The 26,666-nt window shown below is 44.7% G+C and carries 27 protein-coding genes and 1 riboswitch; of the genes, 7 read left to right on the forward strand and 20 right to left on the reverse strand.

Translation table 11 applies throughout. From position 1 onward, the window contains the following. Positions 1-48: 48 nt before the first annotated feature. Entirely contained in the window at positions 49-1,080 is a 1,032-nt protein-coding gene (locus ACOJQI_RS22250) for a TIGR00341 family protein (protein WP_421382254.1), read from the reverse strand. A 158-nt stretch (positions 1,081-1,238) separates the two neighbouring features. Here ACOJQI_RS22250 and ACOJQI_RS22255 point away from each other — a divergent pair, with 158 nt between their 5' ends. Then, positions 1,239-2,621, forward strand: a complete 1,383-nt coding sequence (locus ACOJQI_RS22255; RefSeq protein WP_421382256.1) for a hypothetical protein — start codon at positions 1,239-1,241, stop codon at positions 2,619-2,621. A 568-nt stretch (positions 2,622-3,189) separates the two neighbouring features. On the opposite strand, the gene ACOJQI_RS22260 is transcribed toward ACOJQI_RS22255, so the two are convergent. The 9 genes from ACOJQI_RS22260 to ACOJQI_RS22300 form a co-directional block, all read right to left on the reverse strand. Next, positions 3,190-4,374 carry a MalY/PatB family protein gene (locus ACOJQI_RS22260; protein WP_421382258.1) on the reverse strand — a complete coding sequence of 395 codons (1,185 nt, stop codon included), beginning with the start codon at positions 4,372-4,374 and terminating at the stop codon, positions 3,190-3,192. A 203-nt stretch (positions 4,375-4,577) separates the two neighbouring features. Then, positions 4,578-5,675 carry a PRK06851 family protein gene (locus ACOJQI_RS22265; RefSeq protein WP_421382260.1) on the reverse strand — a complete coding sequence of 366 codons (1,098 nt, stop codon included), beginning with the start codon at positions 5,673-5,675 and terminating at the stop codon, positions 4,578-4,580. 91 nt (positions 5,676-5,766) lie between these two features. Next, positions 5,767-6,441, reverse strand: a complete 675-nt coding sequence (locus tag ACOJQI_RS22270) for a DNA alkylation repair protein (protein ID WP_421382262.1) — start codon at positions 6,439-6,441, stop codon at positions 5,767-5,769. Then, positions 6,438-6,578, reverse strand: a complete 141-nt coding sequence (locus tag ACOJQI_RS22275; RefSeq protein WP_421382264.1) for a hypothetical protein — start codon at positions 6,576-6,578, stop codon at positions 6,438-6,440. The genes ACOJQI_RS22270 and ACOJQI_RS22275 overlap by 4 nt, the downstream gene beginning before the upstream one ends. After that, complete coding sequence (locus tag ACOJQI_RS22280; RefSeq protein WP_421382266.1) at positions 6,578-7,054, reverse strand: DinB family protein; 477 nt, start codon at positions 7,052-7,054, stop codon at positions 6,578-6,580. Before ACOJQI_RS22280 ends, ACOJQI_RS22275 begins: the two co-directional genes overlap by 1 nt. A 112-nt stretch (positions 7,055-7,166) precedes the next feature. Then, complete coding sequence (locus ACOJQI_RS22285) at positions 7,167-7,811, reverse strand: YczE/YyaS/YitT family protein (RefSeq protein ID WP_421382268.1); 645 nt, start codon at positions 7,809-7,811, stop codon at positions 7,167-7,169. A 72-nt stretch (positions 7,812-7,883) separates the two neighbouring features. After that, positions 7,884-8,234 carry a VOC family protein gene (locus tag ACOJQI_RS22290; RefSeq protein WP_421382270.1) on the reverse strand — a complete coding sequence of 117 codons (351 nt, stop codon included), beginning with the start codon at positions 8,232-8,234 and terminating at the stop codon, positions 7,884-7,886. Next, complete coding sequence (locus tag ACOJQI_RS22295; RefSeq protein ID WP_421382272.1) at positions 8,231-9,262, reverse strand: S-adenosylmethionine:tRNA ribosyltransferase-isomerase; 1,032 nt, start codon at positions 9,260-9,262, stop codon at positions 8,231-8,233. Before ACOJQI_RS22295 ends, ACOJQI_RS22290 begins: the two co-directional genes overlap by 4 nt. After that, positions 9,262-9,990 (reverse strand): SDR family NAD(P)-dependent oxidoreductase, encoded by a 729-nt coding sequence (locus tag ACOJQI_RS22300; protein WP_421382274.1) that lies wholly within the window; start codon positions 9,988-9,990, stop codon positions 9,262-9,264. Before ACOJQI_RS22300 ends, ACOJQI_RS22295 begins: the two co-directional genes overlap by 1 nt. 501 nt (positions 9,991-10,491) lie before the next feature. Then, positions 10,492-10,580, forward strand: a riboswitch (ZMP/ZTP riboswitch). A gap of 102 nt (positions 10,581-10,682) precedes the next feature. Here ACOJQI_RS22300 and ACOJQI_RS22305 point away from each other — a divergent pair. Next, positions 10,683-11,528, forward strand: a complete 846-nt coding sequence (locus ACOJQI_RS22305; RefSeq protein WP_421382276.1) for a bifunctional 5,10-methylenetetrahydrofolate dehydrogenase/5,10-methenyltetrahydrofolate cyclohydrolase — start codon at positions 10,683-10,685, stop codon at positions 11,526-11,528. 182 nt (positions 11,529-11,710) lie between these two features. Next, a complete protein-coding gene (locus tag ACOJQI_RS22310; RefSeq protein WP_421382278.1) occupies positions 11,711-13,243 on the forward strand; it encodes an FAD-dependent oxidoreductase in 1,533 nt (510 codons plus the stop codon). 427 nt (positions 13,244-13,670) lie between these two features. Here ACOJQI_RS22310 and ACOJQI_RS22315 read toward each other — a convergent pair whose 3' ends face one another. From ACOJQI_RS22315 to ACOJQI_RS22345, 7 genes are all read right to left on the reverse strand, one after another. Then, positions 13,671-13,805 (reverse strand): hypothetical protein, encoded by a 135-nt coding sequence (locus ACOJQI_RS22315; protein ID WP_276310266.1) that lies wholly within the window; start codon positions 13,803-13,805, stop codon positions 13,671-13,673. Positions 13,806-13,851: 46 nt separating this feature from the next. Next, positions 13,852-14,337, reverse strand: coding sequence for a hypothetical protein (locus ACOJQI_RS22320; RefSeq protein WP_421382281.1), 486 nt, complete (start codon positions 14,335-14,337; stop codon positions 13,852-13,854). A gap of 157 nt (positions 14,338-14,494) precedes the next feature. Next, the gene (locus ACOJQI_RS22325) at positions 14,495-16,045 is read right to left on the reverse strand and encodes a polyamine aminopropyltransferase (protein ID WP_421382283.1); all 1,551 of its coding nucleotides are present in this window, start codon (positions 16,043-16,045) and stop codon (positions 14,495-14,497) included. A gap of 209 nt (positions 16,046-16,254) precedes the next feature. Next, positions 16,255-16,650, reverse strand: coding sequence for a DUF350 domain-containing protein (locus tag ACOJQI_RS22330; RefSeq protein ID WP_421382285.1), 396 nt, complete (start codon positions 16,648-16,650; stop codon positions 16,255-16,257). Between the two features lie 24 nt (positions 16,651-16,674). Further along, on the reverse strand, positions 16,675-17,277 hold the full coding sequence (locus ACOJQI_RS22335) for a DUF4247 domain-containing protein (RefSeq protein ID WP_421382287.1): 603 nt from the start codon (positions 17,275-17,277) through the stop codon (positions 16,675-16,677). Positions 17,278-17,690: 413 nt separating this feature from the next. Next, positions 17,691-18,362, reverse strand: coding sequence for a PspA/IM30 family protein (locus ACOJQI_RS22340; protein ID WP_421382289.1), 672 nt, complete (start codon positions 18,360-18,362; stop codon positions 17,691-17,693). 18 nt (positions 18,363-18,380) lie between these two features. Further along, positions 18,381-18,890, reverse strand: coding sequence for a DUF4178 domain-containing protein (locus tag ACOJQI_RS22345; protein WP_421382291.1), 510 nt, complete (start codon positions 18,888-18,890; stop codon positions 18,381-18,383). Positions 18,891-19,103: 213 nt separating this feature from the next. Between ACOJQI_RS22345 and ACOJQI_RS22350 the strand changes: the two genes are divergently transcribed. Beyond that, entirely contained in the window at positions 19,104-19,604 is a 501-nt protein-coding gene (locus ACOJQI_RS22350) for a DinB family protein (RefSeq protein ID WP_421382293.1), read from the forward strand. Positions 19,605-19,644: 40 nt separating this feature from the next. Here ACOJQI_RS22350 and ACOJQI_RS22355 read toward each other — a convergent pair whose 3' ends face one another. Both ACOJQI_RS22355 and ACOJQI_RS22360 read right to left on the reverse strand, forming a co-directional pair. Next, complete coding sequence (locus tag ACOJQI_RS22355) at positions 19,645-19,842, reverse strand: DUF378 domain-containing protein (RefSeq protein ID WP_148939383.1); 198 nt, start codon at positions 19,840-19,842, stop codon at positions 19,645-19,647. Between the two features lie 212 nt (positions 19,843-20,054). Further along, a complete protein-coding gene (locus ACOJQI_RS22360) occupies positions 20,055-21,056 on the reverse strand; it encodes a Gfo/Idh/MocA family protein (RefSeq protein ID WP_421382295.1) in 1,002 nt (333 codons plus the stop codon). 282 nt (positions 21,057-21,338) lie between these two features. Here ACOJQI_RS22360 and ACOJQI_RS22365 point away from each other — a divergent pair, with 282 nt between their 5' ends. The 3 genes from ACOJQI_RS22365 (at position 21,339) to ACOJQI_RS22375 (ending at position 25,673) form a co-directional block, all read left to right on the forward strand. After that, positions 21,339-22,859, forward strand: coding sequence for a UDP-N-acetylmuramoyl-L-alanyl-D-glutamate--2,6-diaminopimelate ligase (locus ACOJQI_RS22365; protein ID WP_421382297.1), 1,521 nt, complete (start codon positions 21,339-21,341; stop codon positions 22,857-22,859). A gap of 134 nt (positions 22,860-22,993) precedes the next feature. Continuing rightward, on the forward strand, positions 22,994-24,301 hold the full coding sequence (locus tag ACOJQI_RS22370) for an alkaline phosphatase family protein (protein WP_421382299.1): 1,308 nt from the start codon (positions 22,994-22,996) through the stop codon (positions 24,299-24,301). An 88-nt stretch (positions 24,302-24,389) separates the two neighbouring features. After that, a complete protein-coding gene (locus ACOJQI_RS22375) occupies positions 24,390-25,673 on the forward strand; it encodes an MFS transporter (RefSeq protein ID WP_421382301.1) in 1,284 nt (427 codons plus the stop codon). A gap of 21 nt (positions 25,674-25,694) precedes the next feature. On the opposite strand, the gene msrB is transcribed toward ACOJQI_RS22375, so the two are convergent. After that, entirely contained in the window at positions 25,695-26,660 is a 966-nt protein-coding gene (gene msrB, locus ACOJQI_RS22380) for a peptide-methionine (R)-S-oxide reductase MsrB (protein WP_421382303.1), read from the reverse strand. Between the last annotated feature and the right edge of the window lie 6 nt (positions 26,661-26,666).

The raw sequence follows: 26,666 nt of genomic DNA on the forward strand, positions 1-26,666 counted from the left end.
GTTTGTGTGTGGCGGACAAAGTTATTGTGCTGCAGCTGATGTTTTCGATCACGCAGGATAGCCATTCGTAGAGTAGGCATGATTATTAAAGAAAATCGTGATAATCAGGATCAAGAATATAATGCTCACGAAAATCAGCGCGAATTTTCTGGAGTTATTGGCTCTCTGAATTTCCTCATATTTGATTGGACGGATTCCAGATAGATTGAAGACAACCACTGCTGAAAGCAAAATGCTGTTGATATTCACTGACAGCAGCAGAAGGGATGGCAGAACATGCTCCCATAACGCAGCCCCTATCGTCACACCAAGCACAATCGTCGGTGGCAGCAGCGCAACGGCTACCATGACACCTACCAGTGAGCTCGGCGACCCCCTCAAGATGGCCAGTGCTCCGGCAGCACCTGAAGCGAGTGCCAGAATTCCGTCCATATAATCGACCTGCATCCGGGATGTAAACTCCTCGCTTTCCGCCGGAATCGGAAGCACCATGCCTGACAATATCGCAATGAGCAGGGAAATTCCGACACCCGCCAATACGGTCAGCAATGCTTGTTTTACCAGTTTATAATCTCCGAGAATCGAGCCAAAAGCCAGCGCGATAACCGGTCCCAGCAGCGGCGCGATCACCATCCCGCCTATGACAATGGCGGAACTGTTCTTTATGATTCCGATGGTTACCACAATGGATGACAGGATGACAAATAAAAGATAATTCAAATGTACATTGCTCATCGATTCTATTTTTACATATAATTCATGTCTGCTTGCCCGCTGGATAGAGTTGCGTTCCTGCTCCTTCTCCTTTTTTTCATCCTCTACTTCCTCTTCTGTTTTCCGCCTGATATGGCTCTGTACCGGAAATAAAGTCGCTTCGAAACCATCCACCACGTTGATGATGCTTTCCAGATAATTCAGAATTTCTTCTGAATCAGTCGTTTTGACAATCATCCTGACCAGGCACTTTTCTTTGGAATGATTGCGGACCACATAGGAAGTGGAATCAAATTTCCTAAGCTTCTCATCCACTTTCTCAAAATGTTTCTTCGGGATATATGCTTCAATCAGCTGTAATGACATGTGCTCACCCCTCTATCGGTAAAACTTTCTTTTGCCACTAGTATTTCTTAAACAAGAGGAGATTACTCTGTTGACGGGCGGGTGGGATTCGACATTTTCCGGGTCGTGCCTGTCACCAGGGAAGTGTGTTATACTGAAATCAAAAGGAGGCGGTATGCATGACCACAACTAAAGCATTGCTGGAGCATGGACAGTTTACCCCGGAACGAATTGCTTTTTACAGGGATCTTGTTTTTATTGAAGCATTGAATCCCCAGCATGAACTTCATTACTTATTTTTCTATAAAGAACAATTCCTGACTTGCAAAAAAGCCATGAAGCTCAAACGGAGCTCATTTATCGAACAGGCTTTCAAAGAGGGAATTGTTTTTTTATGTCCTCACCCCCTGGCAGATCAACTGATCGAAAGGAACGCGCGTTCAAGAGTGATCAGCTTTAATGATCTTCATAAAAAATTGCAAACCACCATGACACTCCAGGAGACTTCTTATATCTTCCGATCCCTGGATGCCTTTCTTTCTCCCGAAAAACTTTACCGCCTGATACGGAATCATTACTACCAGTACCGCCGAAACGGGCAGTTCTTCCATGCCTATAAAATCCTCAGAATACTGGCCGGCATCAACTCCGAAAACCCATGGGTGCGGCAAACAATGGCCGACTTGAACTTCCGCTCTTATGAAAAGATGTATAAACAGCATCCGCTCGAACTTCTTGAACAAGACCCGCTTTACGCTGCTTCAGAACTCTGGAAAAACAGACATGAACAAAGTAACAACCAATCCCTTCAACAACTGCTTCTGAGTAAAAATCAACATCTGACTGTTACCGCTCTGCTGATCGAAAGGGTCCAGCATAACCCTTGTCATGAAACGCTTCAACCCTTGACCTTCTGGCTGCGCGCTCACTTTAGTGAAGGGGATTACCGGGATCTGCTCTATTCACTGGCAAAAGAAATTCCGGCTAATCCTGAATTCCTCCAGCAGCTCCTTCAAGACCTCATGGGAGCCGGGGAACATGAGAAAGCAATCGAACTCCTGGCTGCCGCGCCTGCAATCGCAGGTAAGATGGATGCTGATATACTGGTTGACCTTTTTGAAGGGATACAGTGGCAGCAGACTTCGATTCCTATTGAAAAACTGAACCACATCATTATCCCAGTCCTGCAAAAGGACCCCGCAAAGCTCGAGAACATCCTGAAATCCTGTGTCCAATCGCTCCTTAAAGGACATGATCTCTCTTTCGTGGATGAGTGGATGAAGCCGCTTCAATCACAAAACCTATCACTTCCCATAGCTGAAAAAATTAAAAAAATGAAAGCCCTGCTGGACGATCCCGACCATCAATCCCAATTGGGCGAATTCTACTATCAATACCATATTATTGACCGGGCAATCGACTGCTTCAGCTGGGATATGGAACTGCGCCCTAATGATCCGGCACCCGTCAAATGGCTTTCCCGTTTATATCAGGAAAAAGGGATGGTAAGTGAAGCAAAAGCCTACCAGCAGGTGTTGATGGAGATGCAGAAAAGGGCATAACAAAAAGGCTGCTTTTTACAGCAGCCTTTCTTTATGAATGAATATCCAAGGCAGGTTTGAACTATAGAATGGTATGATTCTATCCTGATTAATTAACCGCACCATTCCAGATGCTATTTTCGGTTATAATGGTATGTTTTCTTGATAAACGTACCATTAGTGATGGGATTCCTATTTATAACGGTACGTTTCTTTGTTAATCATTCCCTTACAGAACCGAATCCCGTTTATAATGGTATGTTTCTCCTTTAATCATACCCTTATAGCTGGGGTTCACGTTTGTAATGGTACGTTTTTCTTCTAATCTTACCTTTATAACTGAACTGCAGGCTTATAACGGTATGTTTCTCTTCTAATCACCCTATTACAGCTGCAACTCCGATTTATAATACCGTGTTTCTCTCTTATTCACCCTATTACAGCAGCTGCTCTGGTTTATAATACCGTGTTTCTCTCTTATTCACCTTATTACAGCTGCAGCTCCGGTTTATAATACCGTGTTTCTCTCTTATCTACCCTATTACAATAGCTGCTCCGGTTTATAATACCGTGTTTCTCTCTTATTCACCTATATCAAACCGGACCGGTCATGGACCCGCTTCCTCAAAACTGCCTCATCCATTCTTCTTAAAGCCATGGTCAGCCGTTCACGCGGACACGCGATATTCATCCTGACAAATTTGCTGCCGCTCGGACCGAACTTGTACCCTTCATCAAACTTGATCTTGGCCTCCACCAAGAAGAACTCAAACAATTCTTCGTGTTCCATGCCTAATTCCGAGCAATCCAGCCAGATAAGATGGGTTGCTTCCGGCGCCACCGGTTTTACAGAAGGAATATTTTTTTGTAAATAATTGATGGCATACTGGCGGTTTCCTTCCAGATACATCAACAGTTCATCCAGCCACTGTTCTCCCTGCTCGTAGGCAGCAATCGTCCCTTCCACACCAAAGGCATTGGGACGGGACATCCCGAAACTCAGAAGCTTGTGCTCATACTTCTCTCTCAGCTCTTGATTAGGGATCAGCAATATCGACGTCTGGAGGCCGGCTATATTGAAGGTTTTGCTCGGTGCGGCACATAGAATGCTTCGCTGCTTAAGCTCCTCTCCAACGCTGAATAAAGGGTGGTGAGTGTTTCCTTCATAGACCAGGTCTCCATGCATCTCATCGGAAATGATCCAGACATCATGCTTCAAGCAGATTTCAGCGATCCTTCCAAGCTCTTCGCTTGTCCATACCCGGCCCACCGGATTATGCGGACTGCAGAGAATCAGCACCTTCGTGTTCGGGTCCTTCGCTTTCCGTTCCAAGTCTGCAAAATCCATTTGATAATGATCATTTTTATATGTAAGTGTATTTTTTAAAACCGTGCAGCCATGGTTTTCAATCGTACTGTAGAACGGATAGTAAACAGGATCCTGCACTATGACAGCGTCTCCTGGTTCTGTTAAAATCCCGAGCAGAATATTCATTCCCGGGATGATTCCTGGACTGAAAGAGATCCATTCCCTGTCTACTTCGAGGTCATGGCGCCTTTTCCACCACATCTGTATGGCACGGAAGTACCGCTCGCTAAAAGTCGTATATCCATAGATACCGTGTTTCGCCTTTTCTTTCATTGCCTCCGTGATAGCCTCTGATACTTGAAAATCCATGTCGGCAATGCACATCGGGATGATCTCCTCATCTGAAAAGGACCATTTGACTGAGTGGGTGTTGTGCCTTTCAATGCAGTCATTCCAGTTCATCATTATTGCCCCCTTATTCTCCCTTATTGATAGTTATCCCCTGTGTCTCACTATACCATGAAAATCAGCACTCTTTTCACTGGAATTTGATTTCCACTACCGCACCCTTTAGCGCTTTAAACCACTAAGAGGGACAGTCCCTTTTAGTGGTTTAAAGTGCTAACGCAAAAAGGATAACCCAGCTTCCGGATTATCCTTGCAATCTTTTATTCTTTTCGTGACAGTTCAGCCAGCTCTGCCTGGATATTATTCTTCAGCTCTTCGACGACTTCAAAGTTCATGGCGCTGATGTAGTAGGCTTCGAGGTCATCATGCAGTGCTTTTGCTTTTGCCAGATATGAGGTGGCTTCTTTCATTTTATCTGCATAGTTTTTGCCGATCTCTTTGATCGCTTCGGAATACTTTTCATCGGTCCCCGGTGTGACGGCCCTTTCATATACATCAACGATTTCATCCCCATCCCGTTCAGGGAAATATTCGTGCGGAGCCGTGCTGTCAAAAATCGCAAAACCGAGCTCGCGGACAATGACCATGTCCAGGCTGTTCGGATCGAAACCACAGTGGTAGATCTCCACATCAAGACCCCTGTCTTCTGCGGCCTGTGCCAGTTTTTTCAGCATCGTCGATTTCCCGGTTCCCGGTCTGCCCTTAATGAAATAACGTTTCGGCAGCTCTTCTGTCAGGTTGCCGATGAAATCACGAGGACCCTTTGGTGTAGCTGCTCCAAGGAAACGATGCCTTACCTCAGCCTTTTTGTTTAAGTATATATGCGAAAAGAATTTTTCCATCAGCTCTGCCGTCAGGGCATCACATTTCTCAAAGCTCATGTTGTCGATATAAATTTTTTCCCAGTCATCGTGGATTTTCAAAGCTTCCGCAAATGTACTGTAGGCCGTTTGGAAAGCAATGGAGATTTCAGATGTCAGGGCAGTAATCTCTTCTTTATGATTTCTGAGGATACTTGAATCCCACGCAGAACCGAGATTAATATATTCCTCAACCACACCAGGTACATTCGGCTCAATTACGTGAGGGGCCGTTCCATCCACAATTCCCGCTTTTAACGCCGGGATGATCACTCCATCGATGCTTTCGTTATCGGACGAACAGTGCAGATATTCGACATCCCAGCCCTCGTTAAACCAATAGCTTCCGATCGCTTTCATCAACGAAGATTTGCCCGTACCCGGTCCGCCCTTCAAGATGAACAGGCGGTCCAGCCCCTGCAAATTGGAAGCATACAAGCTGTGGAACCCGCGGGCTGTATTTCCGCCGGCATAATAATTACGTACTTTTCCGCTCACTGCAAACACTCCTTTTCGGATACTGATAAGTAGGAGAACACATTCTATCTTATGCAGCATATCCGGTTGGGTGAATGCCCAGGAATAAAAATCAGGCTTTTTTCTTAAGGTACTTAAGGCCTTCCCGTTTGCTCAGGGGACGCAGGTCTTCTTTTTCAATAAAATTGACCACTGTTTCCGGAGCAGTCTTTGAATACTCCCTCAACGCCCATCCAATTGCCTTTTCGATAAAAAATTCTTTGGATGAGGAATGCTGCTTAATATAGGAAAACAGCTTGTCTTCATTGGTATCCCCTTTATAACTCAGCTGGTAAAGAATCGCTGTCCGGTTCAGCCAAAAATTATCGGAGGCAATCCACCTCTCCAAAAAGGAATCCCCTTCATCAGGGTATTTCTTGATCACAAAGCCGGCGATTCGTGAAGCGATGGTGTCGATGGTGTCCCACCACGACTTCGTTACAACGAGTTCCTCAAGGAGCGGAAGGTGTTCGGGTGTCAGGTTTTTGCGTTCCTTATCCAAAAGAGTAAGGGCAAGATACTGAAATTCACGCTCCGGCTGGGCCCAGAGCTCCCGGGCAACTGCGGGAAGCTCATCCAGGGACTGCTTGCCATTTTCTTTTAAAAAAGCACTGATAAGCACTTTTCTTTCCGGCGTTCTGATGCCGAGGAATTCAAATTGATTCCTCATATAGGCTTCCATGGGACCGGCATTTTCTTCACTCTTATGCTGCCTGAAGTAATCGATCAACTGTTGTGCATAGTTCATTTCTTTTCCTCCGTCTCTTCCGTACATTCAAAACAAATGATGGTGTTCGTTTCAGGTTCATGAACTCCATTGAAAAAACCATCCAAACAATAAACTTGTTTGCTGCAAACCTGGCAGTCTCCAATATATTCTTTCATTATTCCTTCTCCCTCAAAAAGTAAATATAGTCCGTGGAATGGCCGGGATATCCCTGCTGGCGGAGCATGGCGCTGATATTTCCCCGGTGATAAGTACCGTGATTGACGAGGTGCTGAAGCAGATCTTCCAAACTATTGGTGAACTTTTCTCCATTGGAAGTACGGTAGTTAATCAAGTTTTCCAGATCCTCAGTATCCTTGATGAACCCCAAGATTTCCTGGTGCAGCTCCTGAAAGGCGGCCCGGTATTCCTCTGGTGAAGAAAGAACCTTAGAATCGTCGTTATGAAAAGCTTCATTCATCCTGTCATACCATAAGCAATCGACTTCATATAGATGCTGAAATGTCTCCTTTACCGACGGAAACACACTTTCAATCTGTGTTGAAAAGGATTGCGGCACCTCTTTTTCAATATAAACAAGCAATTTATCCGTCGCCCAGGCGTGATAATCGAAAAGCTGAGAAATTTTCGCCATCTTCTTCCTCCCATTTCAGGTTTTACTCTTTCTCTTCTTCAACAGGAGGCCCTTCACCTTCTTTACAATTAAAAAAGACATACCACCCGAGTGATATGCCTTTTTCTAAGAGTTATATTTTTGTAGAAACGGTTTCTGCTCTTGTCCCTCTTTCAATCATTGTGCGCAGGAGACGCTTGCATTGAGGCAGCGAAATCCCGACAACCGATCCAAGGAAGAAAGCGATGATCACAGTTCCGATTCCCACTGGTCCGCCCAGCATCCAGCCCAGCAGAAATACTGCAACTTCAATTCCATTTCGCACCCATTGGATCTTCCAGCCTGTTTTTTCCACGATGAGCAGCATCAGGCCGTCACGCGGACCGGCCCCAAAGTCTGCTGATACATACAGCCCGATTCCATATCCGATAATGATGGTGCCGGCAGCGAATAAGATGGCCTGCAGCAGAAGGGAATTTGTATCAGGAATGATGAAATTGAAAAAATCTATAAATAAACCAATTAACAGCATGTTTAGAAAAGCGCCAATTTTAGGGAACGATTTTGTCGCAAGTCCCGTTATCAACAAAATGATAACGCCAGCAATGATGGACCAGGTCCCAATCGTCAGACCAAACTTCAGGAACAGCCCATAATGGAAAACATCCCAGGGACCGATGCCCAGGTCTTTCCCTTTGATCGTTAAAGTTATTCCGAATGCGAGGACTAATAATCCGATGGTAAAGAATGACCAGCGCAGTCTGTGTTCTCTGTTCATGATATCCCATCCTATTGTTAATTTGTCACCCGAAATACTTTAACATAGATTGCTATTTTAATAAACACATCATTAATGGGAAACGAGCTCAATCATCTCGCCATCAGGGCCTTTGTAAAAAATGACAGTCATTCCGTCATCCAAGCGATAAGGGCCTTCGAGAATGTCCAGACCGTAACTTTCCATCCGCTGCATCCACCAGGAAAGGTCCTCCACCTCCCAGGCAAGGTGAAGGGAGGATGGGGCCGAATAGTCCTCTGTGGTCTCAATCAACTCAATAGTAACCGGACCCCGCCTCATAAAAACGATCTTCTCTTCACCCAACATGAGGGATTGCTGCACTTCAAATTGAAAGACTTCTTCATAGAAGGCAGCTGATCTTTCAAGACTGCTTACCTCAATACCCCCATGGTGCCACTTCATGACTGTTTTTCCGTTCTGAAAATCAGATTCATATCCCCGAACTCGTGCCAGAGATAGCCCCTTTTCAATGCCTCCCTGTAAGCCTCAAAAAGTTGATGCTCATAAGTGAATGCTGACAGCATTTCTAAATGGGTTGCTTCCGGTTCATGAAGTCCTGTTACAAGTCCGTCGACTGCTTTGAGCTGATGATCGTTTTTAATATAGAGATTTGTAATTCCTTCTGTCTCATTTATATATCCGTTTTCATCAGCCGCTGTTTCCAGTGCCCTGACGACAGTAGTACCGACAGCGATCACACGGCCATTTGCCTTTCTTGCAGAATTGATGAGCTCTGCGGTTTCTTGCGGAATATGGAAGGCTTCCGGATGCTTGTTCGGGTTCGGCCAGCGATCATTTCCGTAATAGCTCAATCCAGTATGCAATGTTAAAAAGGCGGTCTTGATCCCTTTTGCCTTTAGTGTTTCGAACATCTTCCAGGAAAAAGCCCTGCCTGCTGAAGCCATTTCCACCGATCCCGGTACGGATGCATAGGCAGTCTGATAGGCATCCAGCGTCCAAGCTGAATCAATATATTCATAACGGATCGGCTCACCATGCTTGTAAATATAGTCCATCAGTTCTACTCCGCCTAAGGAAAACTGAAGGGTGACCAGCGGTTTTTCGTTTCCATTGCCATGGATGACTGCTTTCACCCCATTTGGTAAATGAAGCTCATCACACGCCGGGAATAACCCTCCCCAAATTAAGGCTTCCCATCGGTTATCATCCAGCTGCCTGGATAATCTGATCTCCACTTCACGGTTGCACGCTGCTGCTTTCAGGACTGCCGGGATCGTCCGGCTGTTGTTAAAAATGAGAAGATCGCCCTCTTCAAGGAAGTCCGGAAGAGAGGAAAAACGTTCATGATGAACCTTTTCCCCGTTCATGATCATTAAGCGTACATCATCCCTGCCTCTTCCTCTCCGCTCGGCAGGAATCTTTGCATTAAGCGATTGCGGAACTTCAAACGCATGATTGATCGCAGCCATCAGATTGCCTCCTCACTTAAATTGAAATTTTGTGCTTCAAATCTTTGTCCGTTGACACCTAAAGCTTCATCTGAAGCAAGATACAGGAAGACATCCACCACATCGGCAGGATGGGCAAGTTCATAGTCACAGTCAGGAACGGCTGTATCATGCATTTCCGTGTCCATTTCTCCCGGATCGACCATATTCATTCGCACTCCGGTTTCACTAAGTTCATCGGCCCATGTCTGTGTCAATCCTTCCACCGCAAACTTGCTGATTCCATATGCTCCCCATTCTGCAAAGCCGGTCTTCCCTGCCTCTGAAGTCAGGTTGATCACGGAACCTCTGCCTCGCGAAAGCATGCCGGGCAGGACCCGCTTTGTCATCATCAGCGGATTCATCGTGTTCACCCTCAACACTTCTTCAAACTCTTCATTTGTATAATCCAGCAGCAGTGACGGCCCCTTCCCGAATATCGAGGCGTTATTGATTAATACATCGACTCTCCCATAAACCCCTTCTGTGATGGAAACAAAACGGTCCACATCTCTGGGATTGGATACATCGGCAGCGACTGCCAGCACCTCTGCGCCCGCTCTTTCCAGTTCCCTCTGGACTTCCTTCAGCTTTTCTTCGCTGCGTGCACATATCGCAAGTTTGGCTCCCTGTTTGGCAAAAGCAAACGCAAGCTCTCTCCCTAATCCTTTGGATGCCCCTGTGATCATGACCACTTTATCTTTATTCATTTTAAAATCCCCTTTCGCTTCAGTTGTTACTTTCATTATATTGGGGACGCCTTTCAAACTAATCGGGTATTAGAGAGAGAACGCTTTCACTAATTAGCCGGATTCCGGTCTACGACTTTTGGAGGAATTATTGAAAATTATTTTGTGGTTTTCAAAGGGTATGTTGATTTCCGTTTCGGGGGGATGACTCCGCGGGGCGGGCGTTGAGCCTCCTCGGCTGCGCCTGCGGGGTCTCACCTGTCCCGCTGCTCCCGCAGGAGGTCACACCCCCTCCACTCCAATCAACATTGCGAAAGGACAAGAATCCTTATAAATAAACACTCATATCCAGCTTATTTATTTGCTCTCAAAATTCTACTCGCTTAAATGGGTTCAGCAGGAGAGTTCTAGCCATTGTGTAAGAAAAGAGCTAGAAATAAAATATTTAAATCTTTAAAAGCGAACATTAAGGGGTAGAAATTAGATTTATATTCGTGTTATACTGAGACCAACAATTAAAACGATGAAAGCAGTGACTGGCGAAGACTGTGGAACCAACCACAAGGGAGCTGCTTTTTTTAGCTTAATAGCCGTTCGCCTGGGCTGAGGCTGATTTGCAGAAACCCTCTTTAGGGAGAAGTATGTTCTGTAGGTCAGTCTCTTTTCTTGTTCTGAAATCAAAAATTCAATGACATTAACCAGGAGGGAATAGAATGATCGTGAAAGAAAAGTTAATTCTGGATGGAAACCGTGTCGCAGCTGCTGTAAAAGAGGACCTTAAGCCAAGAGTCGAGAACCTGAAAGAGAACGGAATCACACCTTGCCTTGCCACCATCCTTGTCGGGGACGACCCTTCTTCAGCCACTTATGTGAAAATGAAAGGAAATGCCTGCGAACGCCTTGGTATCCTTTCCATGAGGATTCACCTTGCAAGCGGTACTACAACAGAAGAATTATTGGAAACGATTCAATCTTTAAACGAAGATGAAGGGGTACATGGAATCCTTCTTCAGCATCCTGTTCCCGCTCAAATAGATGAACGTGCTGCCTTTGAAGCCATTGCCATCGAAAAAGATGTTGATGGAGTCACATCCCTCGGATTCGGCCAGACTTCCCTTGGCTTCGGGACTTATCCTTCCTGTACGCCTGCAGCCATCCTGTCGATCATGGATCATTATGAGCTGCCGATTGAAGGAAAACATGCTGTTGTCATCGGACGAAGCCCTATTCTCGGCAAACCTGTATCGATGATGCTTTTAAACCGTAATGCAACTGTGACAACATGCCATTCCTATACTGAAAACCTTGAAGATATTGTAAAACATGCTGATATTGTCGTTGCGGCGGTCGGCAAACCGAACTTCGTCAAAGGCTCCTGGATCAAAGAGGGGGCAATGGTGCTGGATGCCGGTTACAACAAAGGCAATATCGGGGACGTTGATTACGAGGAATGCCTTGAACGCGCAGATGCCATTACCCCGGTTCCTGGCGGAGTGGGCCCTGTCACCATCTCCATGCTTTTGAAACAGACTGTTGAATCAGCCGAAAAATTAATCTGATTGATCAAGACTCTGCGAGTGGGCAGAGTCTTTTTTTTTGCTTTAATCCAGCTTCCCTTTACCACTTTAAAGTAACAGGGGACAGTCCCCCAGTGCTTTAAAGCGGTGAGGCGATGTTACCAAAGCATAATTATCCTCTTTTTGGAAAGTCTATTTTTATCAGATATTTTAGGAGGATTGTTATGTCAGCAAATGATAAGAAGAAGGTTTTTAATGAGCCGCCGGAGCCTTATTGGAGGGAGTCCGTCAGTTTTGACAGCTACCCGGCCCTCAGCCAGGATACTGAAGTGGATATTGCCATTGTCGGCGGAGGGATTGCCGGTATTACGGCGGGATATGAACTGGCCAAGCAAGGGAAGAATGTAACCATCATAGAGGCAAACAGCATCCTAAACGGAACAACCGGGCATACCACAGCCAAGATCACCGCTCAGCACGGGCTTATTTATGATGAACTCATTCAGCATTTTGGCGTCGATCTTACAAAGACCTACTATCAGGCAAATGATGACGCACTTCAGTACATAAAGAAAAATGTCAGCGACCTGCAAATCGACTGTGATTTGACCGAAGAAGATGCTTATGTCTATGCCACTACAGAAAAATACGACCAGAAAGTACGCAAGGAGTTCACAGCTTACAATAAACTTGGTATCGACGGCGAACTAGTGGAGAACCTCCCAATCGATATGGATATCAAATCCGCCGTGGTCATGAAAAAACAGGCTCAATATCACCCGCTGAAATACCTGAAAGTACTCGTAGACGAATTCACAAAGAACGGCGGAACAATCTATGAAAACACAACCGCTGTTGATATCCAGGAAGGCAGCAATCCTGTCATTGTCACAAGAGACGGAAACAAAGTGAGCTGCAATACTGTTTTGATCTGTTCACACTTTCCTTTCTTTGATGGAATGGGCTTCTATTTCACAAGGATGTATGCGAGCCGTTCCTATATCCTTGGGGTCAAGGCAAAAAAAGATTACCCGGGCGGTATGTACCTGAACGCTGAAAGTCCAACACGTTCACTTCGATTTACAGAGGTAAATGGAGAGAAATTGATCTTGGTCGGAGGGGAAGACCATAAGACCGGACAGGGCAAAGATACTGTCAAGCATTACAAAGCATTAGAGGAATATGCAGAATCCGTACTTGGCATTGAGGAGATTCCCTACAGGTGGTCTGCCCAGGATTTGATTTCGGTTGATAAAGTACCTTACATCGGCCAGCTTACATCCAGCCATAAAAATATTTTTGTAGCAACAGGCTTTAAGAAATGGGGAATGACTTCAGGAACAGCGGCCGGTATGATTCTGTCTGATTTGATTATCAAAAAGGCCAGCCCTTATGAAGAAATCTTCAATCCATCCCGATTTGTTGCCGACCCAAGCATCAAGCATTACCTTGAATACAACGGAGATGTTGCCAAACACCTTATTAAAGGCAAAGTGACACCTGCCGCTAAATCACCGGAAGAACTGAAGAATGGCGAAGGTGCCCATGTAACCATCAACGGCCAAAAAGGCGGAGGTTTCAGGGACGAGGAAGGCAACCTCCATATTGTTGACACTACTTGCACACACCTGGGATGTGAAGTTCACTGGAATCACGGGGAACGGACATGGGACTGTCCTTGCCACGGATCCCGATTCTCCATTGACGGTGAAGTGCTGGAAGGGCCAGCCAATAAGCCTTTAAAGAAATTGGATTGATGTGGCGGGTCTAGGTTGCAGGTTATCGGCGATTCCAGCGATTTATCGGCGGTTTTTTCGATTTTATCAGCGATAATGTAAATTTTTCGACGATTTTTCAAGTTTATCGGCGATAATCACAACTTATCGGCGATTCTGCATTTTTCGACAATCGCTGCTCCCAAGAAACCAAACATTACTCAACACAAAAAGGGCACCTCATCAAGAGATGCCCTTTTTTCAATGCTTAGGAACCTATAAAATTTGTGAGTTGTGAATAATTGAGATTGTTTCTGCATCCAGCTCCAGCACCCTAGCGGCTAGCAGATTTGGGTCTCTCTCCTTGCGATAAGTCATCATCGAATCGCTACGCTCTTCGTGATTCCTTTATCTCATACGAGAGCCCTCCAATCTGTACGCCGCTGAACAGGGCACTTACGCTTTTGTTTTAGTCCTGGAATCGATTCTTTTTCTTCTTCACGTCACCTGTCGTGAATTCGACCATTTCGGTACTCGTCCGGTTTCCTTTTTTCTGGTTGTCATTACGCTGTGCGTTTCCGTTGCCAGACTTCGTGCGTCCCATGCTCATCTCTCCTTTGTTTTGTTACAGTTATAGTATGAAGAGAGGATCATGGAATTATGCAAGCCGGCACAGAGACCGTTTCTGTCTTGACCTGATCGCGGTAGAAAAGGAGTGATTCCTGGATGATTTTTTTTGTAAAGTTGACCTCAATTTCAGGGATTAGTTCCTTGGCAATGCACCAAGCATTCTCCTCAATCCTCAAGGCTATTTTCTTTCGTTCATAATCATCCGCAGCATCCATTCGGTCTGCCAGTTCCTCCAGCTCTATATCCTCTGCATGCCCAAGTTCATGGGCAAAAACGACCGTGAAATATTCATAAAAATTATCCAGTGTTTTGAACAGCATCTTACACTGCCTTCTGATTTCATCAATATACATGGTGATGGTATGCGTCCCCATATTATACTTTCCGCCAGCAATCCGTTTCCCCGGAAAGTTGCTTTCCAGAATCACATTGACGCTGCTGCCAGCTCTTGCTTGTAAGGTACTTGTGATTTGCTGCAAATTGCTGTCTACTTCCAAATCCAACACACCTTTTTTAAGTATTCAGCCAGAAATCCGAGCTGTTATGGTTACACTTTAGTGTATTCTTTTTAAATCGGAACATGATTTTTTTCTGGCCAATTGCCAGTTTCTTATTAGTTTAACCGGTTTTGAATGCAAAAAAACGTATTAGGCAAGCAGCTGCCTAATACGTCGACCACGCTTTTTCATATTTTTGTATCAGAATGGGGTTCATTAATGTATTGATTTCGAGCTCCACTTCAGTCCCATTCTTGTCGGTTATCGAGGAATCGATATCCTTTCCAAAGGTCCCCAACCCTTGCAGGACTTCATTGGTTAAAAATTTTGTTTCTGCTTTCACATCAAGACCTGAAAGAGAAATTTGATCACGGCCCGCCAGGACAAATCCCCAGTCCCCGAAACTCGGGACATCCACATGCAGATTTTCTGTTTTAAGGCCGGCAGCTGCGATTGTTTTGTCAATCGTCCAATATACTTCGGTTGCAAACGTCGGGCTGGTACTCTGCACCATCAATGATCCGCCTGGAGGCAGATGATTGCGGATCAGCTGATAAAACTCCAGTGTGTACAGCTTATTTAAGGATTCATTATTCGGGTCCGGAAGATCCACCAGGATTACATCGTAAAATTCATCGGCGTTTTCCAAAAAAGTAAACGCATCCTGATTGATGACCTCGACCCGCTCGTCCTCAAATGCATGGCCATTCAACTCCGCTATGGATGGATTTGTGCGGGCAAGTTCAATGACCTTGGGATCCAGGTCCACGAGTGTGATATTCTTTATTTCATCATATTTCCTTAGTTCCCTGATGGCCAGTCCATCTCCACCGCCCAGAATCAGCACGCTTTCATTTCTTTCTGCAGCAGCCATTGCCGGATGGACGAGGGTTTCATGATAGCGGTATTCATCTGACGAACTGAACTGCAGCTGCCCATCAAGGAACATCCGCAGGTCTCCCTGCTCTTTGGTTAAGATGATCTGCTGATAGTTGGTATTTTCCGAATGAACAATCGGGTCCCGATACAACTTCTGCTCAAAGGAAAAAGCCATTTCTTCACCCCAAAAAACGCCCGTGAACAAGAATATCAGTACGAGAATCCCGGCTGTTCCATGTTTTTTTACAGATGTGATTTCATCTTTGAAGTAAGTCATGAGCCAAATGGCGACGATGACATTCACCAAGGCTACAACAAATGCTGTTTTCACGAGACCCAGCTGAGGTCTTAATAAAAATACAAACAGCAGGCCTCCGATCAAACCGCCTGCATAGTCAGAAAAAAGAACCCTGGCTGTACTGCGATTCAACGTTTCTCCAATCTCATTTGCCTTTCGGATCAGGATCGGAAGCTCAACCCCCGTTAACGCTCCCACGACCGCTGTCACTGCGTAGAGGAAAAAGGCGTCTGTTCCTTCACTGAAGAAAGCTGTCACCCCGAATAAAGTGAATATGGAGAGACCCCCGATCAAACCGATTAGCAGTTCGATCCAGATAAAAGAGACGATGAGGTTTTTGGTCACTTTTTCACTGAGCGAGGCCCCGATTCCCATTCCCGTCAAAAAGAGTGAAATTGTCAGGGTATATTGCTTCACACCATCTCCAAGAATATAGGAGCCCGCTGCACCAAACAGGACTTCAAAGATAATCCCGCAAATCGAGACAATCCCTGAAGCCCAATAAATTGCTTTTGTTTTACGAATTCCGTCGTTTTCCACTGATAAGTCCCCTTTTTAAAGCCAATCGGGTAAAAAAATTTTGTTTTGAAAAGTTAGCTGTTCAATCCAGCTCCAGCGGCCAGCGACTAGCGGATTTCGGTCTCTCTCCTTGCGATAAGTCATCATCGAATCGCTTCGCTCTTCGTGATTCCTTTATCTCATGCGAGAGCCCTCCAATCCGTACGTCGCTGAACGGCCGCTTCCGCTTTTTAGGTAATCGAAGCCCCTATCACGAACGCGAGTCCGACTGATACGGCAAAGGTGATGATTCCTACTGCAAGGTTTCCTTTATGCAGCTGCTCTTCCACTGAAAATTTTCTTGTCAGCAGTTCAAACAGCAGGTACGCCGCCATTTGCAGGATGACACCGAAAAGTCCCCAGATCAATGTGTCAGTGAGAGCTGAACTATGGTAAATCGAGAAAGCAAGAATGATGCAGATCCCGATGATCTTGCCGCTGATGGACAGGGCAACTGCATGATTTCCCTTTAATACCTCATCCCAGTCCTTATATTTTCGTGTCAGCAGTTCAAAGATATAAAGGCCGAACAACACGATGATGATGGCTACTGCAAAGTACATAATTGTCAAAATAAATGGTTCCATATTTTCTTCTCCCTTCTCAGTTCCCTATTTTCCGGCCCCTGGACCGCCGCCCCTTACAGAGGAGGATCCGCCGCGAATCGGTGATTTATTGTATCCCTTAAACGTTCCGCCTGACGAGCTGTACCCTCCATAACACAGATCAGGATTGATTCTGCACTTCGACCGCTGTTTCTTGCCCCAATCATCGACATCAAGGACTTCATCCAATACCCAAAGGAGCAGCAGACCGTCAAAGAAATCCGGGCTGTAATTGTTTCGCACAAACTGGTCATTGGCCACTTCAATCATGGTGTTGCCGCTGTTATCTTCATCTGTCGTCAGAATGACAAATAACTGATCATAAACGAGCACTTGCTTATTGTCTTTCTTCTCACTGACCTTCACGGGCTCCTGGTGATTCTGTATAGCTTGGGCAACTTCGTCTATCGATTGATTTTCCGCTATGTACACTTCTGAATAATTGCTGTTATCCGTTGCACTTGCTACTGTATCCGAAAACGTATAATTATTATTGATGAAGTCGACTACACTCTCTTTGAAAATCGATCCGCCGCCAGAGCCGATACCGGGGCCGCAGGCAGCCAGCATAACTACTACAAGGATCAAGACCGCTGAAAACCTCTTCATTCTCTCACCTCTTTCAACTTGCACTTTTCAATTTGGGTCGCCCTTAGGGACTTTAATTTTCAATATCCAACTAACTAGTGTCCTTTAAATGGTCCTTCAAGGACTTTAATTACATTGCCAACCAACTAGCATCCTTTAAACACTCTTTCAAGGACTTTAATTTCATAACCTACCAACTAGCGTCCTTTAAACACTCTTTCAAGGACTTTAATTTTCATTGCCAACCAACTAGCATCCTTTAAACACTCTTTCAAGGACTTTAATTTCATAACCTACCAACTAGTGTCCTTTAAACACTTTTTCAAAAGACCTTAATTTTATGACCAACCAGCTAGCTTCTTTGAAACAACCGATCTAATTATCGAAAAACAAACATAAGCAGGAACCGCTGAAAGGGGCGGTTCCTGACTTGATTATTCCTTGCCCAGTTGTTTTTTCAATGCTGCTAGTTCATCATCAATATCATTATTTTTATCCAGCGCATCCAGTTCGTCGTCCAGGCTGCGGCTTGAGGATCTCATATCATCGCTTGTTTCCGCTTCTGCTTCATATTGAAGCACTTTCTCTTCCATTCGTTCGAATCCTTTCCTTGATTCGTCTCCACCGATGGATGACATGGCGCGGTTCATTTTCGTCCTTGTCTTTGCTGATTCCGCGCGGGCTTTCAAGGAATCTTTTTTAAGCTTCATCTGATTGTATTCATTTTTCATCTCATCCAGTTTTGAACGCAGGTTGTCTGCATCTGCTTTTGCTCTTTCATAGGACTCACGCATTGTGTCTGCCTGGGAGCTGTGGGTCTTTTTGTCTTCAAGGGCTCTTCTTGCAAGATCATCATTTCCTGCTTCAAGAGCCTTGACCGCCTGCTGCTGTCTTTTCTCTGCCATCTTTTCGGCGTCTTCAAGTTTTCTCTGAAGCATCTTTTCATTGGCGATCTGCTTTGCAACCGCCGCTTCCGCATCACGGATGTCCGCTTCCATCTCGCGCATGAACTGATCGAGCATTTTCACTGGATCTTCGGCTTTATCAAGCATGGCATTCAATTCAGAACCCACTACTGTCTTGACTCTCTTAAATAATTGAAACATAATTCGACCTCCATAATATTAGTTGCTTGCAATAATTTTGATTTCATATTCATTGATTTCGTAACCGCTGCTGACCTCTATCTCACTTCCCCAGATCTCAACAGACAAAAACTTTTCTTCCTCTTCATCTTCGTAATCAAAGTAACGGCAATTTATATCATTCACATTTTTCCCGCGGCCTTCCCCTTTTACTCGAGCCGTACCGGATTCATCCAGAAAATAACGGGTGCCTTCATACTCTATTTCCTCCGGGAGCGGTTCACTCAGTTTCAGTTTTGCCTTCTCGTAGATCCCCAGGTAAACCTGGTCATCCATCTCTGCACTGAGCCATACTGTCCTGCCGGGGCTTTCCAGCTGATAGGCAGTCCATTCAAACCCGTGGTCATTGTATGTAAGCTTGCTGACAACCTGGTAATCCTCCAGATCATAAGCCACTATATCTCCGACTTCGATTGTGAAAACATTTCTCTCTTTCACGACCGGTACATCTTTTTCCTTTTTACCGAAGAGCCTTTTCAAAATACTCATGTTTTCACCTCCGCCTTAATGTAACTTGTTCTTACTAACATATACGTCGCAAGGATTGAAAAGTTTCAGATTAAGTTAAATTCTAATAATTTTTATTATATATCACTTAATAAATTCAAGTCCGCTGAGCGGATTCCTTCATTTTTTCCAGATTTAAAGGATTTTTTTCATTGTATCAAGAAGTAGAACTAAAAAGGATATAGGGGGATTGAAATGGACGATTCACAACTATTTAAACAAATGGATTTTATCCGTATGAGAACCATTGCCGCAATTGACAATACGACTGAAGAAATGGCAGATGTTGTGCCGGATGGATTTAAGAATTCGATCCGCTGGAATCTTGGGCACATCTATTTGACCCAGGAAAAACTTATCCACTCTTTCGCAGGTGAGGAAGGGAATATTCCGGAGGGGTTCGTTGAATTGTTTGGCTTTAACACAAGCCCTGATCAGTGGGAGAAAACTGCTCCTTCCTTAAAGGAATTGAGGGAACTCCTTTCTGAACAGCCTAAGAAGTTGAGGGAAAAATTCACGGGAAGGCTGTCTGAAAAAGGGGAAAAACCTTTTACAATGACTAAAGACATTGCTTTTGAAACAATAGCCGAAGTGGTTTCCTTCACTAACTGGCATGAAGGCCTCCATCAGGGTGCCATCACAACCATCAAACGTGCGCAGGGTATTGAAAATCTGTGGGAACCAGTCAATAAATAAGGAAAAAGCCATTCCGAATTTCGGAATGGCTTCATTATTATTAATCTTTAATTCTGCCAAAGAGTTTGATGCAGTAGATTGCCGATAGACCAACAAGGATGTAGACAATCTTAGAAAGGATGGCTTCCTGTCCGCCAAAGATAGCTGCCACTAAATCGAATTCGAAAAGTCCGACAAGCAGCCAGTTCAAGCCTCCGACAATTAATAGAATCAGTGCGATTGAATCTAATGCTTTCATGATTTCTCCTCCTTAAAAGAGTTTTTTCATCCTTCTTGTTCTAATGTATGCCCCCTTAAAGAAATACAAAACGTTGCAATGTGCTACGAATGTAAAATTTTTGTGTAATAATTGTTAATACCATTGCCAGGATAGGAATCTGCACGCTTTGTTACAAAAAGATAAAGATTAGAATTCAAAAAACTGCCTCCCAGGGGAGACAGTCAGAATACCTACAGCAGAACAGGAGAATTGGCTCCGAGCGACTGGTAGCATGCCTGTATTGTTTCTATATTCCTTATCGTTTGTTCCGGAGAATAGACCGGCTGTTTTCCGCTCATGATACAATCACTGAAATGCGAAACCTGTATTTCGTATGGATTGCCTTTAAACGTTTCACTTCGCTCTTCTCCTTTGTCATCAATGATTTCAATACTGACTTCTGCACCTGGAAAACGGTCAGGCCTGTACGCAAATGGCACTTTGATTGTCCCCTTTGTTCCTGAAACTTCATAAAGATCATTCATCGGTTGTTCAAAACCGCACTCAAAGCTGGCCGTAATCCCATTTTCAAAGCTCAGTATGCCGGCAGCCTTCGTATCCACCCCGAATTGATCATGAAGAGTTCCTTTTACGTATACTTCCGCAGGTTCATCACCTAAAATATAGCGGGTGGAATGAATGCAGTAGCAGCCCACATCCCAGATGCTTCCTCCGCCGAGGTCTTTATTCAGCCGGATATTCTGGGAGTTCTTCTCAAAGTCCAGTTTAAATGTAAAGGCCGAACGCATATGGCGCACTTCCCCAATGGCTCCTTCTTCAATCAGTTCTTTCACTCTTCGATGCTGGGGATGGAACTGATACATGAAAGCCTCCATGAACAAGACATTATTGATACGGCACACCTCTGCCATTTCCTTTACATCCTCAGCTGTCAATGCAGCAGGCTTTTCACAAAGGACATGCTTTCCTTTTCTTGCTGCCTTCGTCACCCATTCCTTGTGCATTGTATTCGGAAGCGGAATATAGACTGCCTGGATTTCCGGGTCGTCCAGAAGATCTTCGTAACTTTGATAAGCCTTCGGGATTGAAAATTCCTTTGCCGTGTCTTCTGCCTTGCCGCTGATACTTGCAATGGCTGCCACTTCAGCATTGTCTGAATTTTGGAGAGCAGGAATCAGTGCTTTTTTGGCGATATTTGCCGTACTAAGAATTCCCCATTTAACAGTACTCATTATTTATTCCTCCCAATATTTGAAAAATCACTTACTATTACCATGTGCTATTCTTGCTCATTCTGTCAACTAGTCCTTCTTTTCTTTTTGCCCTTCTTACGTTTCAAACAAGAAATACTTTCCAGTATATTCTATTGAAAATCGGGTATAGACGGAAAGAAATGAACAGAAAGTATTCAGATGCATGGCAAGCATTCATTCCACTTGTATATGCTCGCTGCTGTTACGGTCAAACTATATATGAATCAGGAGACTGACTTTCATATCAAAGGGAGAGAGCCAATGAATATTGACTTTACACAACAGGAACAGTTAGGGATCAAACGCCTTTGGGGAAAAAAGAATAGAGAGATTTCCAGTGTCAATTATGACTCTAGAAGAGTACAGAAAGATGCTGCGTTTGTTTGCATAAGCGGGGAAAATCATGATGGCCACTCATTCCTTGAAGATGCCATCCGGAATGGAGCGGCTGTATTGGCCGGGGAAAATGCCAGTATGCTTGAAAAAGCGAGCAAAAAGCATGCCGACAGGACGTTTGTTCTTGTAAATGACGCCAGGGCCTTTCTTGCGCAGCTATCCATCGTTTTCTATAAGAAAGCACATGAAAAGTTAATAACCATCGGGGTGACAGGTACCAACGGTAAAACGACCGTCACTGCCTATGTTAAGTCATTAATGACGCTGCTGGGGACTCCAACCGGCTCCATCGGAACAACCGGCATTATATCTTCCCGAGGAAAAATCAATTTGAAGAAAAGCACACCCACGACACCTGAATCTTCGGATTTACACTATATCTTTGAGCAGTTCCATGCACGCGGCGATAAGGCGGCTGCCATGGAAGTTTCCTCTGTGGCTACTGAACAGAAACGGGTTGAGGGAATAGATTTTGACATCGCGATACATACCAACCTTTCTCCTGAGCACCTTGAGTTTCATGGGACGTTTGAAAACTATAAAGAAGCCAAGTTGAAACTTTTCAGACAGGCAAAAAAAGCAGTTGTGAATATGGATGATGACGGCATGGGAAAAGACATCCTTGATATGTATACAGGCGACGTCCTGACTTACAGCCTGGATAAGCGTTCTCGTGCAGATGTAAAAGCATCCAATTTAAGGACCATCGGGCATGAAACATTTTTCGAGTTAAACGTACAGGGTGATTCCTATATTGGGAGGGCTCCGGTTATTGGAGACTATAATGTTGCCAACATTCTTGCGGCCATTTGCACGGCTATGCATTCCGGTTATTCCATCCATCAAATTCTCCTGGCGCTGACATCAGTTGATGGGCCAGAAGGACGATTCGAACTGTTGACCGAATACGGCAACAGGAAGATCATGCTGGATTATGCTCACACCCCCGCTGCACTGGACAACCTGCTGAGGGAAGTCAAGAAACTGGAATATAACCGGCTGATCGTCCTCATTACTGGAATTGGAATTCGAGATGCCTCAAAGATGCCGCTCATGGCAGAGGCAGTTGAAGGCAAGGCCGATGATATCGTTGTTTCTGTCGATCACCCTAATTTTACCGATCCTGATGAAATAATCAGTAATGTCCTTGCAGGCTTTTCAGATCCTGCTTCAGAAAACATCTATACCGGGCGGACCCGGGCAGACGGCGTCTTATCAGCCCTTGAATTGAGTGAGGAGAATGACCTGATCCTCCTCACCAGCGGCTGCATCAATGGAGCACAAATTGTTGAAGGAAAAGAAGTCCCCCATTCCGATAAAGATATCATTAAAAGCTTTTTCAATGATGACAGCGTGGATTACGATTATGACTACATTCAAGCATAGAGAATGCAAGAGGACCCCTGTTAAATGGGGTTCTCTTTTTTGCGTTCTAAAACATCTATAGCAAGATTCCTATTTTCTGTTATATTTAATACATATAGTTAATTTTTTAAATATTAAGATATTTGGAGGCTTTGATGGAACGACTTACCGACCACCTAATTGTGATTTCTTTCGACTGTCTTTCGTCCTTGGATTTTACAACGATTAAGGAAATGCCCCACTTTAAAGAGCTGATGAATAAAGGTTCTTATTGTACAAATGTAAAGACCATTTATCCTTCCGTCACATACCCCTGCCACGCTACCATTGTGACTGGGAACTATCCCAAAAAGCATGGGGTAATCAACAATACTCACCTCCAGCCTGGAAGCACATCTCCGGATTGGTATTGGCACAGGCACCATATCAAAGGCACCACCCTTTATGATGAGGCCAAGCAGAAGGGGCTTACGACTGCAGCACTGTTATGGCCAGTTACGGCAAAGGCAAATATTGATTATAATATGCCCGAAATTTTCGCCAACCGTCCTTGGCACCATCAGATCGCCGTCTCCCTTTGGAATGGAAGCACCTCTTTTCAGTTAGAGATGAACCGCCGGTTTGGCCACATTCGAAATGGGCTTTTTCAGCCGCAGCTTGATGACTTTGTATTGGAATCTGCTGTAGAAACAATACGGAAAAAGAAGCCAAACCTTATGCTTGTCCACTTTACAGACCTTGATTCTCACCGCCATTATCATGGTTTTTCCTCTGAAGAAGCCCATAATGCCCTGAAAAGACATGATGAGCGGCTTGGAAGAATCGTTGCTGCCTTGAGAGAAGCCGGCATCCATGACAACTCAACCATTGTTGCCTTGGGGGACCACAGCGCCCTGGATGAATCCAAGGCCATCAAACCGAATGTCCTGTTAAAACAGGAAGGACTCCTCCATGTAAATGCCCAAGGAAAAGTCACCGATTGGAAAGCCTATTGCAAGAGCTGCGACGGCTCGGCATATATATATGTAAAAGATCCGAATGATCAGGAAACCATGAAGAACGTTAAGGATCTTTTATTCAAGCTAATAAAGGATAAAAAGAATGGCCTTGAGAATATTTTAACCGGGAAAGAGGCCGGAGAAAGGGGCGCTGACGAGACCTGTGCTTTTATGCTTGAAGCATCGCTGGATTTTTACATCACAGAAGGGCTTCAGGGAAGTTATCTGGATGAAATCACTCCTGAAGATGTTGAAACTGGAAAATATACTTTTGCCTCTCATGGCTACTCACCGGCGAAACCTGATTACGAAACCATCCTGATGGCTTACGGCAAGGGAATCAAAGAAGGGTCTGAAATTCCTTCCATGAACCTGATAGATGAAGGGCCGACATTTGCCCGCCTGCTTGGACTTGATTTAGGCGAAACAGATGGAAAATCTGTAAAGGAACTATTAGATCTGTAAAATTAATGTAAAAACTAACAGGCTTTCACTCTTCTTTTCTGCTTTTTCTGTACAATTAAAATGAAACCGTTTCCGGGAGGTCAAGACGATGAAGGCTTTTTCAAAAGAAGAAAACAGCTGGATGTTCTATGATTGGGCAAATTCGGCCTATTCCATCATCATCTCCACTGCTGTTTTCCCGTTGTTTTACAAGGCGGCCGCCACCAACGCGGGGGTAAGCGCAGCCAATTCCACTGCCTATCTGGGTTATACGATTGCCATTGCTACCTTTATATTAGCCATGCTGGGACCGATTCTTGGAACCATTGCCGACTATAAAGGGTATAAAAAGAAGTTCTTTACGTTCTTCTTTTTCCTGGGGGTTACGGCTACCGCCATTTTAGCCTTTATTCCAAGCGATCAATGGCTTCTCCTCTTAATCTGCTACACCTTTGCCGCAATCGGTTCTACAGGAGCAAACGTATTCTATGATGCCTTCCTGACGGATATCACCACAGATGAGAGGATGAACAAGATTTCGGCAAGAGGCTTTGGGTTAGGGTATATCGGAAGTACCATTCCCTTCATTATCAGCATTGCCATCATTGTGCTTTCACAAAGCGGGACCATTCCTCTTTCGACTACACTGGCAAGCAAAATTGCCTTTCTGATCACCGCTTTATGGTGGGGACTGTTTGCCATTCCGATGTTTAAGAACGTCCATCAGCGCCACTATATTGAACCGGAGCCAAAGCCCGTCATCAACAGCTTCAAACGTCTCGGCAAAACGTTTAAAGAAATCAAAAAGTACCGGCCGTTATTTTTGTTCCTTCTTGCGTATTTCTTTTATATTGATGGAGTAGGGACCATCATCACCATGTCCACTGCTTACGGAACCGATCTTGGCATTTCGTCCACCAGCCTGCTGATCATTTTATTTGTCACGCAAGTCGTCGCTGCTCCATTTGCGCTTCTATACGGAAGGCTTGCCGAGAAATTTACCGGGAAGAAGATGCTCTACGTCGGAATCATCATTTATATTTTTGTCTGCATCTATGCCTACTTCCTTGAAACAACCATGGATTTCTGGATTTTGGCCATGCTTGTCGCCACTTCACAGGGAGGCATCCAGGCTTTGAGCCGCTCTTATTTCGCCAAACTCGTTCCAAAACAAAATTCCAATGAATTCTTTGGCTTTTATAATATTTTCGGGAAATTTGCCTCGATCATGGGACCGCTGCTTGTCGGAGTGACTGCCCAGGCGACAGGCAACTCAAGCACTGGTGTTTTCAGTCTTGTTATATTGTTTATCCTGGGCATCATCATTCTTTCCCGGGTTCCTGAGCCAAAGCAGCATATGGCCGCAGTAGAAGATTACACAGAAAAAGCTTGATGGGTATCTCCATCAAGCTTTTTACCTCCCAGGAAAGAGGATTTTGAAATCCTCATAACCTTCTTTTTCAAGGTCTTCAACAGGGATGAACCGTAATGCGGCTGAGTTGATGCAGTATCTCAGGCCGTCTTTTCCCGGCCCATCCTCAAACACATGCCCGAGGTGGGAATCTGCTTCCCGGCTTCGCACTTCAATCCTGGTACTCCGGTGACTTAGATCATATTTTTCTTTTACACTTGCAGACATGACAGGCTTTGTAAAGCTTGGCCATCCACATCCGCTGTCATATTGGTCTTTCGAGGTAAACAGCGGTTCACCGGAAACGATATCGACATAAATCCCTTCACGCTCATTATTCCAATATTCATTTTCATAAGGAGGCTCCGTGCCATTCTCTTGCGTGACATGGTATTGCATCGGTGTCAGTTTTTCTTTTAAGTGTGAGGTGTCCCTCGGCCAGTATTCTTTCAGGAATTCCTGCCTGCCGGAACCCCTTCTATACAATTCATACCTGAAATTGTTCTTCTTATAAAAATCCTGATGATACTTTTCAGCAGGATAAAAAGCTTGAGCTGGAAGGACCTCCGTTACGATGGATTTCTTAAACCGCCCGCTTTCTTCAAGCTCCTTTTTCGACTTTTCCGCAAGTATCCTTTGTTCTTCGTTGTGGTAATAGATGGCTGTTGTATATGCTTCTCCCCTGTCACTGAACTGTCCTTCTGGATCAGTAGGATCGATTTGCCGCCAAAACAGGTTCAGGAGCTTTTCATAAGGAAACACGTCTGGATTGAACAGTATCTGGACAGCTTCCCTATGGCCTGTCCTTCCTGATACTACTTCTTTGTATGACGGATTTTCTTTTTCTCCACCGGTATATCCTGAAACAATTTCTTCAATGCCTTCCTGCTCATCAAAAGGAGAAACCATGCACCAAAAACAGCCGCCGGCAAAGGTTGCCTTTTGATATTGTGCTTGGTTCATTGCCATCTCCTC

The organism is Bacillus salacetis (assembly GCF_049177075.1).
Lineage (GTDB): Bacteria > Bacillota > Bacilli > Bacillales > Bacillaceae_B > Rossellomorea > Rossellomorea salacetis_A.

What these genes read in the sequence shown, in the direction of transcription:
- ACOJQI_RS22250 (WP_421382254.1), bottom strand. Translation starts at nt 1,080, where the DNA reads ATGTCATTACAGCTGATTGAAGCATATATCCCGAAGAAACATTTTGAG.
- ACOJQI_RS22255 (WP_421382256.1), top strand. Translation starts at nt 1,239, where the DNA reads ATGACCACAACTAAAGCATTGCTGGAGCATGGACAGTTTACCCCGGAA.
- ACOJQI_RS22260 (WP_421382258.1), bottom strand. Translation starts at nt 4,374, where the DNA reads ATGATGAACTGGAATGACTGCATTGAAAGGCACAACACCCACTCAGTC.
- ACOJQI_RS22270 (WP_421382262.1), bottom strand. Translation starts at nt 6,441, where the DNA reads ATGAACTATGCACAACAGTTGATCGATTACTTCAGGCAGCATAAGAGT.
- ACOJQI_RS22275 (WP_421382264.1), bottom strand. Translation starts at nt 6,578, where the DNA reads ATGAAAGAATATATTGGAGACTGCCAGGTTTGCAGCAAACAAGTTTAT.
- ACOJQI_RS22280 (WP_421382266.1), bottom strand. Translation starts at nt 7,054, where the DNA reads ATGGCGAAAATTTCTCAGCTTTTCGATTATCACGCCTGGGCGACGGAT.
- ACOJQI_RS22285 (WP_421382268.1), bottom strand. Translation starts at nt 7,811, where the DNA reads ATGAACAGAGAACACAGACTGCGCTGGTCATTCTTTACCATCGGATTA.
- ACOJQI_RS22290 (WP_421382270.1), bottom strand. Translation starts at nt 8,234, where the DNA reads ATGAAGTGGCACCATGGGGGTATTGAGGTAAGCAGTCTTGAAAGATCA.
- ACOJQI_RS22295 (WP_421382272.1), bottom strand. Translation starts at nt 9,262, where the DNA reads ATGGCTGCGATCAATCATGCGTTTGAAGTTCCGCAATCGCTTAATGCA.
- ACOJQI_RS22300 (WP_421382274.1), bottom strand. Translation starts at nt 9,990, where the DNA reads ATGAATAAAGATAAAGTGGTCATGATCACAGGGGCATCCAAAGGATTA.
- ACOJQI_RS22305 (WP_421382276.1), top strand. Translation starts at nt 10,683, where the DNA reads ATGATCGTGAAAGAAAAGTTAATTCTGGATGGAAACCGTGTCGCAGCT.
- ACOJQI_RS22310 (WP_421382278.1), top strand. Translation starts at nt 11,711, where the DNA reads ATGTCAGCAAATGATAAGAAGAAGGTTTTTAATGAGCCGCCGGAGCCT.
- ACOJQI_RS22315 (WP_276310266.1), bottom strand. Translation starts at nt 13,805, where the DNA reads ATGGGACGCACGAAGTCTGGCAACGGAAACGCACAGCGTAATGACAAC.
- ACOJQI_RS22330 (WP_421382285.1), bottom strand. Translation starts at nt 16,650, where the DNA reads ATGGAACCATTTATTTTGACAATTATGTACTTTGCAGTAGCCATCATC.
- ACOJQI_RS22335 (WP_421382287.1), bottom strand. Translation starts at nt 17,277, where the DNA reads ATGAAGAGGTTTTCAGCGGTCTTGATCCTTGTAGTAGTTATGCTGGCT.
- ACOJQI_RS22340 (WP_421382289.1), bottom strand. Translation starts at nt 18,362, where the DNA reads ATGTTTCAATTATTTAAGAGAGTCAAGACAGTAGTGGGTTCTGAATTG.
- ACOJQI_RS22345 (WP_421382291.1), bottom strand. Translation starts at nt 18,890, where the DNA reads ATGAGTATTTTGAAAAGGCTCTTCGGTAAAAAGGAAAAAGATGTACCG.
- ACOJQI_RS22350 (WP_421382293.1), top strand. Translation starts at nt 19,104, where the DNA reads ATGGACGATTCACAACTATTTAAACAAATGGATTTTATCCGTATGAGA.
- ACOJQI_RS22355 (WP_148939383.1), bottom strand. Translation starts at nt 19,842, where the DNA reads ATGAAAGCATTAGATTCAATCGCACTGATTCTATTAATTGTCGGAGGC.
- ACOJQI_RS22360 (WP_421382295.1), bottom strand. Translation starts at nt 21,056, where the DNA reads ATGAGTACTGTTAAATGGGGAATTCTTAGTACGGCAAATATCGCCAAA.
- ACOJQI_RS22365 (WP_421382297.1), top strand. Translation starts at nt 21,339, where the DNA reads ATGAATATTGACTTTACACAACAGGAACAGTTAGGGATCAAACGCCTT.
- ACOJQI_RS22370 (WP_421382299.1), top strand. Translation starts at nt 22,994, where the DNA reads ATGGAACGACTTACCGACCACCTAATTGTGATTTCTTTCGACTGTCTT.
- ACOJQI_RS22375 (WP_421382301.1), top strand. Translation starts at nt 24,390, where the DNA reads ATGAAGGCTTTTTCAAAAGAAGAAAACAGCTGGATGTTCTATGATTGG.
- msrB (WP_421382303.1), bottom strand. Translation starts at nt 26,660, where the DNA reads ATGGCAATGAACCAAGCACAATATCAAAAGGCAACCTTTGCCGGCGGC.